The following is an 11,036-nucleotide window of genomic DNA, read 5'->3' as shown; positions in this document are numbered from 1 at the left end:
ATATAGCGCGGTAGGTGGCGGAAGCAGCCGCAGCCGCCGCAGCGCTGGAAATAGAGATTGCCGTCCTGGCACCGCTTCCAGAATTCCTGCTCAACCGGGTCTTGCGGGCGAGGTCGCGGTTTGGGCGGCGCAACCTGCGCGGAGGGCCGCATTTTGGGAGGCAGATCGCTCTCGCTGCTCATGCAAACCTCCTGAGAATGGCAATGCTTCCATCGCCAAGGTCACCCCAGCCGGTCACAAGACCAGTTTGGGCTCCCAGCACCTGGCGCTCGCCGCAGTCGTGACGAAGCTGGCGCACTGCCTCGACCACGTGGTTGAGTCCCCAGACATGCGCCTCACTGAGCAAGCCGCCATGGGTGTTGATCGGATAGCGGCCACCCAGCTCAATCTGGCCATTGGCGACGAATTCGAACTGTGCACCCGGTTCGCAATAGCCCATCGCTTCCAGTTGCAGCAGAACGACATAGGTAAAGCAGTCGTAAATCTGCAGGAAATCCATGTCCTCGCGCTTGACGCCCGCCATGTCGAAAGCGCGCGGGGCAGCATAGCTGAGGCCAATCTTGAAGGGATCGGGCCGCGAGGGGATGTCGTCGGCGGGATAGGGGTGGCCTTCCGCGGCACCGGCGATGCTGACGGGCACATGCGGCATATCCCTGGCCCGATCCATTCGCGATATGACTACCGCGCAGGCGCCATCGGTTTCAAGGCAGCAATCGTAAAGGCGGAAGGGCTCGGATATCCAGCGCGCCGAATGATAGGTTTCCGCGTCGAGTTCGCGCCCATAGGTAAAGGCGCGCGGATTCAACTGCGCGTGACGCCGGCAGGCTAGCGCTACCGCTGCCATCGCATCCGCGCCCACGCCGTAAAGCTTCGAGTGACGGGTCGCCAGCCAAGCATACATCTGCACCGGCAGGAACACACCATAGGGGATGTAATAGCCCTGGATGGTATTGGTCAGCGTGTTCATGTTCATCGCCCGAGTGGGCGGGGCACCCGGCTTGGGCCTGAGGGCGGAATAGCCGTTCCAACCGAGCGTCACCAGCACGTGATCGCAAAGCCCGCTGGCGATCGCCATTGCCGCGTTCTGCAGCGCCGTCGTCGGGCTGGCGCCGCCCATGTGAACGGTGGCCGCATAGCGCAGCACATCAATGCCGAGATTGGCGGCCATTTCCTCCGAGGTCGTATAGATCGGCGGCGGCACCATGCCGTCGATGTCGCAAGGTTTCAGCCCGGCATCTGAGATTGCGCGGCGCGAGGCTTCCAGCATCATGTCCACCGCGGTCCGTTCGGTGCCCTTGACGAATGCGGTTTCGCCCACACCGGTTATGGCGGCCTTGTCGGCAAAGGATAAGGTCTGCGAAGCGTTCATACAGCGTACCCGTCTTGCCGCAATTCAGGAATAGAATCTGGCATCGGCCAGCGCCCTTTCGGCCCCTTCGACAAGATCGCGCATGACCTCTGCCGCTGGACGGATCGAATGGATCAATCCAATTCCCTGCCCCGCGAAGCCGGGCATGATATCCTTGCGCTGAGCCTTTATGCCCGAAGCCATGACCGGCCCTGAAATCATCGACTGGTAAGGCATCGGAAGCGGCTCCTTGCCCGCCGCAACCCAAGCATCGGCCCATTTGTTGCGGATCATGCGCGCAGGCTTGCCGGTCAACGAACGGCTAACGACGGTATCTGCATCGCCGCCGTCGGTTATTGCTTCCTTTTGGAACCGTTCAATCCCTGCCTCTTCGGTTGCCAGGAACGCCGTTCCGACCCACGCGCCCAGAGCGCCCAGCATCATCGCTGCGGCGACTCCGCGGCCATCGGAGATTCCACCTGCTCCGATCACGGGAACCCGATCGCCCACCGCGTCGACTACCTGCGGAATCAGCGAGAAGGTTCCGATCGGGGAGTTGTGCCCGCCGCCATCGTGGCCCTGCGCCACAATCATGTCGATGCCGGAATCGACCACCTGCTGGGCGTGCTTGACCTTGCCGATCACCGCCATGACCCTGGTGCCATTGGAATGAAGGCGGTCCATCCACGGTCCGGGATTGCCGAGGCCGGCGGCATAGACTGGCACCTTTTCCTCGATTACCACTTCCATCTGCGCCTCGAAAAACTCCCGCGTGAACAGCTGCGGACCGCCCTTGCCCATTTCCGGCGCGCCAGCCGCGCGCATGGCCATTGCGGCATCCACTTCGGGCAGATCCTCGCGTTCCATGAAATCGCGGGTGAACTGCTGATATTCGCCAAGCAGTGCCATCGGGTTTTCGGGCGAGGCGCCGCTCTGCGGTGCCGAACCGCGCCTGACGGAGGCAGGCAGAAGGGTGTCGACCCCAAATGGCTTATCGGTCAGTTCGCGGGTCTGGCGGATCCAGCTGCGCAACTGGTCTGGCGAGCAGGCCGCAGCGCCAAGAACGCCAAGTCCCCCGGCATTCGATACTGCGGCCGCGAGCGCGGGGACACTCGCCCCGCCCATTCCGGCCAGAAGGATCGGGTATTCGATCCCGAGAATTTCGCATATGCGGCTCTTGAGTGCCATCGTAATACCCTCTCCATCCAGCGCCACCCACCGGCGCCCGTTTTTTACGTCTGTCCCCACCTGACCTTCTGGGACACAAGCTCAGGGCTTCTCTGTGCGAGATAGGAGGCGGAGCCCGCCACGAGACGCGCCATAGCCTGCCGCGCTCCTTCGGCATCGCCCTTGCGCACAGCTTCAAGGACGCGGCGCAAGAAACGCAACTGGACCGCACGCTCTTGCGCCGAATACCCCAGCGAGAGCGAGAATTCGCGGGTAAGCATATGCAACGCGGAAGTCAGAAGGCCGAAAAGCGGATTGCCGCTGGCCCAGCCGAGCATATCGTGAAAACGGCGATTCAGTTCCTCGAACTGGCTGCTCGCTTCGTTTCGCTCCAGCTCTTTGAGGCAATCGGCAAGTGCGCTCAGATCACCCGTGGTCGCGCGCTGGGCGGCATAGGCTGCAACATCCGCCGCAATCGCTTCGCGCAATTCGAGCAAGCCCCTCAAGTCCGCCTCCATGAAATGCAGGATCAGCGAGAGGCTGTTCGCGAAGTCGCCAGTCTGCGGGCGTGCGACCACCGGCCCGCCACCGCGACCTAACTGAAGATGGATAACGCCCTGAAGTTCAAGGAAGCGAAGCGCTTCGCGCAAGGTCGCTCGGGCGACATCGTATCGCGCAAGCATTTCGTCCTCGCGCGCCAACCTGTCGCCCGCAACATGCGCCCCGGCTTCGATATCGCGTACGATATCCTGCGCAAGCGTGAGCGCACGCTTGGCTTTCCTCGAATCATCGACCTTCGGTTGCATCTCTGGGAATCGCTCCTCTGATAAAACCTTATAAGAGTTTATCGGATGACATGTCCAGCATCAGTCTATGAAGTCTGCAGTGCGGTCAAATGTCGCAACAATCCTTATAAGCTTTATTGACCATACCCTGCGAAACATCTACCTGTTTGATAGCAAGGTGAGTCTGCTTGCCTGGGATGGAGGACGAGACATGAGCATCGACACGATGGAGCTGGATACTGCCGGAAAAGTTGCAGCCATTCCGATCGACGAAATTGATGTCGCACGGCCGAGTCTTTTTCAGCAGGACACGATCGGCCTGTATTTTGACCGGCTGCGCAAAGAGGAGCCGGTCCACTATTGCCGCGAAAGCTATGTTGGGCCTTACTGGTCGATCACCAAGTTCGACGATATCATGGCTGTCGACACCAACCACAAAGTCTTTTCGTCGGAGGCAAAGCTCGGCGGTATCGCCATTCAGGACATGCATTCGGTGGAAGGCGCGCTCGAACTTGAAATGTTCATCGCTATGGATCCTCCAAAGCACGACCAGCAACGCAAGGCCGTCACCCCCGCTGTAGCGCCGTCCAACTTGCTGTTGCTCGAACCGACAATCCGCGAACGAGCGTGTCAGATTCTCGATGATCTGCCGATAGGCGAGGAATTTGATTGGGTTGACAAGGTCTCAGTTGAATTGACCACGATGACCCTTGCTACCCTATTCGATTTCCCGTGGGAGGAACGCCGCAAGCTCACGCGCTGGTCCGACGTCACAACGGCCGCCCCTGAAACCGGCATCGTCGAATCGTACGAAGCGAGGCGTGAAGAACTCATCGAGTGCGCGATGTATTTCAAAGGACTGTGGGAGCAGCGCATCAACGAAGAACCGAAGAACGATCTGATTTCCATAATGGCGCATTCCCCGGCGACACGGGATATGCCCTTCCTCGAATTTCTGGGTAACCTGCTGCTGCTGATCGTGGGCGGCAACGACACCACGCGCAATTCGATAAGCGGCGGTGTGCTGGCGCTCAATCAGAACCCCGATGAATATCGCAAACTGAATGACGACCCTTCGTTGATCGCCAGCATGGTGCCGGAAATCATCCGCTGGCAGACGCCGCTGACTCACATGCGCCGCACTGCGCTGCAGGACTGGGAGATTGGCGGCAAGCAGATCAAGAAGGGCGACAAGGTCGTGATGTGGTACCTGTCGGGCAACCGCGACGAAACGGTCATCGACCGGGCTGACCGGTTCATCATCGACCGCAAGAATCCGCGCCATCACCTGTCATTCGGTTATGGCATCCATCGATGCATGGGTAACAGGCTGGCAGAACTGCAGTTGCGGATCATCTGGGAAGAAATTCACAAGCGGTTCGCCAAGGTCGAAGTGACCGGCGAGCCCGAGCGCCTTTTCTCAAACCTTGTGCGCGGGATCACCAATCTGCCGGTGCGGCTGCACGCGCGCTGATTTGCTGAAGCAGAAATACGGAGTGTATGATGGTCAAAGTGACGTTCGTATCCAGCGATGGAACGCGGCGGGAAGTCGAAATTGCCGAGGGCGAAACCGCACGCGAGGCGGCGCTCTTCAATGATGTACCGGGCATCGACGGCGATTGCGGCGGTGTCTGCGCCTGTGCGACCTGCCATGTCCATGTCGATCCGGCTTGGATCGACAGGGTTGGTCGCCTGGTCGAAGGGGCAGCGGAGGCAGAGCTTCTGCAATTTGCCGAAGGTGCCAACGAATACAGTCGCCTCGCCTGCCAGATACCCATGGTGGAAGGAGTGGAAGGTTTGATTTTGCACGTTCCCGAGCAGCAATACTGACCAGACAGAGCGCAGCCCTGTCGTGCGCGTGCGGCGTCGCAAATTCAGTTTTGAACGGAGGTTTCAGTGCCAACTCAGCTAGAACCTGATGTCTAGACGAGCGAAGACGCATTTCGCACCGAAATGCGGCAATTCCTCGCCGCCCATTTCCCTGACGAATTAAGGGGCGCGGGCAATATGCTGGCCGGGCCCATTGGCAGCTTCGGCTTGTGGATCATCCTGGCCGACGCGCATCCGGAAGCTTCGAGGGACAGCTCCAGCGTGTCGGTGACATCCCCGGCCCGCATGGTGGTACACAGCTTCCAAAGGATGACATAACGGGAGAAGTCGTCGAGCACGGTCGACAGGTACACCAAGCCCCAGCCGATGATCTTGAAGTAGGTGAAGTCGGTCTGCCACATCTCGTTCGACCGCGTCGTCTTGGTGTGGAACCCGTCGGCGGCCTTGATCACGATGAAGGCCGGACTGGCGATCAGGTCATGGGCTTTCAACATACGGTAAACCGTGGCTTCCGACACGAAGTAGCGCTTCTCGTCGGTGAAGCGCACCGCGAGCTCGCGGGGTGACAGGTCGGTTGTATCCAACGCCATGTCGATGATCTGCTGCTGGATATCATCGCAGATGCGGTTCCACACCCGCCTCGGGGCCGATGGCCGATCCTCCAGCGCCTCCGGCCCGCGCTCGAGGTAGCGGTCGTACCAGCGTTAGAAGGTCCGGCGCGGGATGCCCAACTGCTCCAGCGTGCGCTTGGCCGGCAGGTGCGACTGCTCGACGATCCGAATGATCTCCAGCTTCTCGGATGCGGGTTACCTCATTCGTCGTCGGCCCTATCCGCGATCATGCTTTTTTTGAGCAACCGGTTTTCCAGCGTCAGATTGGCCACGCATTCCTTAAGGGCACGGGCTTCGCGGCGCAGGTCGTGCACCTCGCCGGTGGTCGCGGCACGGGCGGTGTCGCCCGCCAAGCGCCGCTTGCCCGCCTCCATGAACTCCTTCGACCACGTGTAATACAAGCTCTGGGCGATGACATCCTTGCAGCACAGCTCGGCGATGCTGTCCTCGCCGCGCAGGCCTTCCCGCACGATCCTGATTTTGTCCTCTGCAGAGAAGTGCCGGCGCGTCGCACGCCGTATGTCCTTCACCAGCCGCTCAGCAGGGGCCTTCGGCGCCGATTTTTTCAAGGAGGATTGGGCTTCATCCTCGTTCCTTAGTCACTACGACGAAGCCCAAATCCTCCTTAAATCACAACCTCAAATCTGTGCCATTGGTGCTGACGGCGGACAGCACCGGCAATCCGCCCTCACATGAAGCGCTCGGGTTGAGCCATGTCGGTCTCCACGCAGAGGTTCGTTTCTTGGTAGACAACTCGTTGCACGAAATAGCTCGTCGGTCAATTGGCGCTGGCACGCGAAGCCAAGAGCGGCCCGCCTCGCGGGAGGGCGCTCACCGCCGAACGATTGCCGGCTCGATCGGACTATTCTGCAACACGGCGGGAGGCAGGTAGGGCTCCGTGCCGCGATATTCGCAATTCGTTAGCCGTCAGTGCTGGCAACCTGATGCAGCGGGGGCAGAACGGCCGCGGCGCGCCGCCTCAGACGCGAGCGGTGCCAGTTGGGGATATCGGCTTGCTGACGATGAATGGCGTCGGCCATTTCAAATCTTCCACGGCTCCTATCGAGGAGGCATGTCTTCCGGTCCGCTTTCGAGATTGCCGGACATTTTCGTCAGCAATGAGCGCATCGCGCGTATCTCAGTTGGGGAAATCATATGGAGCAGTCGCGCGTAGATCATGTCGGCTTCGGCGCGCAGCTGAGGCAGGATTTCGATCGCTCGGGGCAAAAGATGAAGTTCCCAGACGCGCCGGTCGCCCTTGGCAGCGCGCCGTTCCGCGAGCACCATTCTTTCCAGCTGGTCGACAACATGGCCAACGCTGGCACGCTCCAGTTCGAGGCATTTGGAGAGGTCGGTTTGGGTCATGCCCGGGGTCCGATAGATATAGACGAGCGCGCGCCACTGGGTTCGCGTCAATCCGAAGCGCGCCGTTGAGGCATCAAACATCCGACGCAGTTTGCGGGGCACTTCCTCGATGAGAAAGACAAACTCGTCTGAGGCCGTCAGAAGACTTTTCGCGGGAGAGATGCCGCTTGTATTGCGAGGTTCAACCATCGTCATGGACTGTAGAGCCAACATCATATTCTGAAAACCCTTTACTGTAAGATATGATATAGTATGATCGTGGAATGATTGATCAGTCGATCACGCTTGCCGGGAAAGCGGGCCATGAAATCGCAGCGTCGGTTGATGGCCCGGAACTCGGATTACCGGTAATCCTCGCGCACGGCGGCGGACAGACCCGAAGGGCATGGAGGGCGGTAGCCCACCGGCTCGCGAGCCATGGTTTCCGGACCATCGCAGTCGATATGCGCGGGCACGGCGAGAGTGCATGGGCCAGCGACGGAGCCTATGATATCTCCGATTTTGCGGCCGATCTCGTCGAGATCGCTGCGGCGACGGCGAGCAAACCGGCGCTGATTGGCGCGTCGCTTGGTGGCCTGGCCGGGATCATCGCCGAGGGAAAATGCGCACCGGGAAGTTTCGGATCGCTGACGCTGGTCGACGTCACACCTCAGATGGAACCGAGCGGCGTCGCCCGCGTGGTCGGTTTCATGGCGGCGCATGCGCGCGATGGTTTTGCGTCGGTGGAAGAGGCCGCACAGGTCATTGCCGACTATCTGCCCCATCGCCCCAGCCGGAAGGCTTCGGCCGGGCTAGCACACTATCTGCGCCGCAAGGACGATGAACGCTTCTATTGGCACTGGGACCCCGCCTTCATCGAAAGAGTGACGCAGCAGGGCGGCGGCGTTTCCAGCGACCATGGCCGCACCGAGCTCAGCGCGGCCGCTGCCTGCTTGACCTTGCCGGTGCATCTGATCCGCGGCGGGTCAAGCGATCTCGTCTCGCTGGAAGCCGTCAAGCATTTCCAGGGCCTTGTCCCTCATATGGCGTATAGCGACATTGCGAATGCGACTCATATGGTGGTGGGGGACGAGAACGACGCTTTCGGGCAATCGATCCTAGAGTTTTTGCTCGGCATCCATGAAGCGGAAATGAAATCATGAATGCCCCCGCCGTCCCGGGGCTTGAGGAATTACGTGACCTATTGGCGCTGGCCCCTTTTCACCGCTGGCTCGGGCTCAGCATCGCTGAGGTCGGCGCCAACGAGTTGGTGATCTCCATGCCTTGGCGAGACGAAATCATCTCAAATCCGACGGTCGGCGCGGCGCATGGTGGCATCGTATCGGCTTTGATCGATCTGACCGGCCTCTATACGATCATCGCGATGGGGGGTGCTGCGCGGGCGACGGCGGACCTCCATGTGGATTTTCACCGACCGGCCAAGCTGGGGCCGCTTCGCGCGATCGGCAGCCCGGTGAAATTAGGGCGGCAGATAAGCGTCGCGGCTACCCGGATCCTAGCCGCAGACGGAACCTTGGTGGCGAGTGGTAGAGGGGCCTACGTCGCCTGATAACCGCCCGAGGCGAGCCAATCTGCGCGGCCAGATGCATGCCCAGCAGCTTTCGGAGCCGAGGCAGTGGCGGCAGCGACACGCTTTTTGGCGACGTGTCCCTAGGCCGAACCCACGACCGGACGGCCGCGCATCGGCCATTCAGTCAAATCGGCTCCCTGCCGGTCACACGCGGGTTTGGCCGCTCGCCTTTGAGCCGTCGACTTTGCCTAGTCCGACAGGCCAGCCACGCAGCGCATGGAGATCAAGTTCTCCTGTGCTGCGTGACTAGACTGCTGGGTCAGGTCAGGGCGCCGGGGTGCGATTCGCGATCGCATCCTCGATCAGATCCTGCATGACCTGTTCGAGCTCGACGCCTTTCCGGTCGCCTCCGCTCGATATTTCGGTGGCGATCAAAGCGTAATAGCCGGTCTCGCGATCGATCCAGCCGGTCCAACCATAGGCACCCGGTGAGGAATTGATCTTGGACGTCGTACAGGCCGAAGGCGTATCGCATTCAACGAACGAGCCGAGCACATATTCCCAGCTCGCTGCGCTCCCCGGAACAAAGACGCGCGGCAGGCCCGCGGTGCGCTGCTGGGTGAAGGTCGTCATATCGGTAATGAAGCTGCCGCCAAGGAAGGCACGCAGCAATTTCGCATAGTCGCGCGGCGTCGAATAGGCCCCGCCCGCGACCCACGGGTTGGTGGGAGCGCTTCCCGAAGGGTCATACCAGGTCGTGCTCGTCATCCCGAGCGGGGTCGTCACATGCTGCGCGAACAATTCGTGGAAATTGCGCTGGCGCGCGGGCGATGTTCCAGGCGCTATGCTTATATCCTTCGCCTCGAGATAGGCTGCGGCGACCTGAAGCCCGTGCGGGCCATAGCTATATTGCGCACCGGGAGCGTTACCCGGGCGCAGACTGTCGTAACGCAGGTCGTGGATGCTCTTCGCGCAATTGTAGAGCGTCATGGCCGGAAGCAGCTGACAGCCACCGACGAGCGGGCTCGCGTTAAAGCCCGACGTCATCGACAGCGCAGGTTTGAGTTTGACATCCTTCTTTGTCCCGCCCGTCGTCCAGAAGGCAAGCGGCGGCCGCATCGGATCGTCGAGCGTCGCGATGCCAGCTCTCATAGGCGAAGAGATAGTCGGGATCCGAAGCGTTACCGACGATGAAATAGCCGTTATCGACCTCGGTATCGGCGTCGATTGCCGCCTGTAACGCTGTCCGGTCATAGGTATAACCGCCGACGGTGGCCGAAAGGCTGGCGGCCGCGGGCGCCGATGCCGCCGACGTCGACGCTTTAGCAGCGGGCGCCGCAGGCGGAAGCTGCACCATGGGACGCTCCTCGCCGCCGCCGTTGCCCACGAACCCGCCCTGCGCCGCAAAGGCCGCAGCCCCAACCATCGCTGCACCGGCGACAAGCCACATCCATTTCATTCTTCCAGCCATTTTCTCTCTCCCAGCTTCGTTGCACATTGTCGAAACGGAGGGCCTAGCGCGGCCGGACGGGCTAGGGCCTGGGCTGGCCGTTCCCGAAGTGAACATTGAGCAGATGGTCGAGCTGCGCCTTGCGAAAGCCGGCGACGACGCCAGACTCGGGCGCAAATTTTGCGAGACGGTCGCTTGCCGCATCGTAACGCGGCCAGTCGCGAACGAGTGCGCAGCCAGGAACGCCCGTCTTGGCGAAGCCAACCCAGCAGGCGGCGATGCCTTCGCCGAAGCGGCGATCCTCGTCACCGACGGCGCCGGCGACCGACGCGAAATAGTCGAGCGTCCCGAACAGATAGGGGATTTCAGACCCGTGCGCGGCGCCCTTGGCGCGGTCGCGCCGCGCCGCTGCGACATAGTCGAAATGATAGAGATACGAAGGCGCCCCTCCCGCCGTCCGGGCCGCGAGCCAGCGCGCCGGGGCGACGAACCAGGCGTCGCCCAACACCTGGCGCGCCAGTTCATCATCGGCCAGCCCCATGCCATAGGCGGCCCGGCCCGCCGCCTGGTCGCGCCCTAGATAGGCGAGCGCGGCGGATGGCGGCACGCCCATGGCAAGGATGACGCTCGCCTCGTTGCTGTTCGCGCCGACGAGGAGCGGAACGTCGATCGGCTCGCTACGCGCAAAGACGCGCCAAGGCGCTTCGCGTACCAGGTCGCCGTCGAGGATGGGGCCGGTCATCGCGCCCGGCGTCCGGACCTCGCCAGCGGCAACGAGCGCGGCGGCGGGCAGCGCGCGAAGCGCGTCGAGCGATGCTGAAGGCGGCGCACCTGCGCGCGCTGCCAACGCCGCGCCTAGCGCTTCTTGCTCGCCAAGCGGGCGCGGATCGAGGAGACCAACGCCCGACTGAACGATCGCCTTGGCGAACAGGCCTTTGGCTTCGGGCTGGGCAAGGATCGTCGTCACTCC

Annotated in this window: 11 protein-coding genes and 2 pseudogenes; 4 read left to right on the top strand and 9 right to left on the bottom strand. The window is 61.6% G+C overall.

Features of this window, described 5'->3' with window-relative positions:
• The 4 genes and pseudogenes from VDP82_RS07955 to VDP82_RS07940 form a co-directional block, all read right to left on the bottom strand.
• Window positions 1–182 (bottom strand): annotated as a pseudogene (locus tag VDP82_RS07955) (hypothetical protein); the annotation flags it as partial.
• Window positions 179–1,369, bottom strand: coding sequence for a thiolase C-terminal domain-containing protein (locus tag VDP82_RS07950; RefSeq protein WP_054588689.1), 1,191 nt, complete (start codon window positions 1,367–1,369; stop codon window positions 179–181). The gene VDP82_RS07950 and the pseudogene VDP82_RS07955, both read right to left, overlap by 4 nt.
• Before the next feature lie 24 nt (window positions 1,370–1,393).
• The gene (locus VDP82_RS07945; protein WP_323014314.1) at window positions 1,394–2,536 is read right to left on the bottom strand and encodes a nitronate monooxygenase; all 1,143 of its coding nucleotides are present in this window, start codon (window positions 2,534–2,536) and stop codon (window positions 1,394–1,396) included.
• Between the two features lie 44 nt (window positions 2,537–2,580).
• Window positions 2,581–3,321, bottom strand: a complete 741-nt coding sequence (locus VDP82_RS07940) for a FadR/GntR family transcriptional regulator (protein WP_039575369.1) — start codon at window positions 3,319–3,321, stop codon at window positions 2,581–2,583.
• A gap of 190 nt (window positions 3,322–3,511) precedes the next feature.
• Between VDP82_RS07940 and VDP82_RS07935 the strand changes: the two genes are divergently transcribed.
• On the top strand, window positions 3,512–4,774 hold the full coding sequence (locus tag VDP82_RS07935) for a cytochrome P450 (protein WP_039575372.1): 1,263 nt from the start codon (window positions 3,512–3,514) through the stop codon (window positions 4,772–4,774).
• A 29-nt stretch (window positions 4,775–4,803) separates the two neighbouring features.
• Window positions 4,804–5,130 (top strand): 2Fe-2S iron-sulfur cluster-binding protein, encoded by a 327-nt coding sequence (locus VDP82_RS07930; RefSeq protein ID WP_039580993.1) that lies wholly within the window; start codon window positions 4,804–4,806, stop codon window positions 5,128–5,130.
• Window positions 5,131–5,327: 197 nt separating this feature from the next.
• On the opposite strand, the pseudogene VDP82_RS07925 reads toward VDP82_RS07930, so the two are convergent.
• Together VDP82_RS07925 and VDP82_RS07920 are read right to left on the bottom strand one after the other, a co-directional pair.
• A pseudogene (locus VDP82_RS07925) lies at window positions 5,328–6,310 on the bottom strand (helix-turn-helix domain-containing protein); the annotation flags it as partial.
• Between the two features lie 490 nt (window positions 6,311–6,800).
• The gene (locus VDP82_RS07920) at window positions 6,801–7,301 is read right to left on the bottom strand and encodes a MarR family transcriptional regulator (RefSeq protein WP_323014313.1); all 501 of its coding nucleotides are present in this window, start codon (window positions 7,299–7,301) and stop codon (window positions 6,801–6,803) included.
• 68 nt (window positions 7,302–7,369) lie between these two features.
• On the opposite strand from VDP82_RS07920, the gene VDP82_RS07915 reads away from it, so the two are divergent.
• Window positions 7,370–8,248, top strand: a complete 879-nt coding sequence (locus VDP82_RS07915) for an alpha/beta fold hydrolase (protein ID WP_039575377.1) — start codon at window positions 7,370–7,372, stop codon at window positions 8,246–8,248.
• Window positions 8,245–8,655, top strand: a complete 411-nt coding sequence (locus VDP82_RS07910) for a hotdog fold thioesterase (RefSeq protein WP_054588691.1) — start codon at window positions 8,245–8,247, stop codon at window positions 8,653–8,655. Before VDP82_RS07915 ends, VDP82_RS07910 begins: the two co-directional genes overlap by 4 nt.
• Before the next feature lie 285 nt (window positions 8,656–8,940).
• Here VDP82_RS07910 and VDP82_RS07905 read toward each other — a convergent pair whose 3' ends face one another.
• The 3 genes from VDP82_RS07905 to VDP82_RS07895 all read right to left on the bottom strand — a co-directional run.
• A complete protein-coding gene (locus VDP82_RS07905) occupies window positions 8,941–9,735 on the bottom strand; it encodes a serine hydrolase domain-containing protein (RefSeq protein WP_323014312.1) in 795 nt (264 codons plus the stop codon).
• Window positions 9,647–10,075 (bottom strand): hypothetical protein, encoded by a 429-nt coding sequence (locus tag VDP82_RS07900; protein ID WP_323014311.1) that lies wholly within the window; start codon window positions 10,073–10,075, stop codon window positions 9,647–9,649. The genes VDP82_RS07905 and VDP82_RS07900 overlap by 89 nt, the downstream gene beginning before the upstream one ends.
• A 73-nt stretch (window positions 10,076–10,148) precedes the next feature.
• Window positions 10,149–11,036: carboxylesterase family protein (locus VDP82_RS07895; RefSeq protein WP_323014310.1), on the bottom strand; the 888-nt coding region annotated here is incomplete at its 5' end.

This window comes from Devosia sp., assembly GCF_034675085.1.
Classification (GTDB): Bacteria; Pseudomonadota; Alphaproteobacteria; order Rhizobiales; family Devosiaceae; genus Devosia.
The sequence above is the reverse complement of the archived record's forward strand: the minus strand, read 5'-3'. Positions and strand labels throughout refer to the sequence as shown.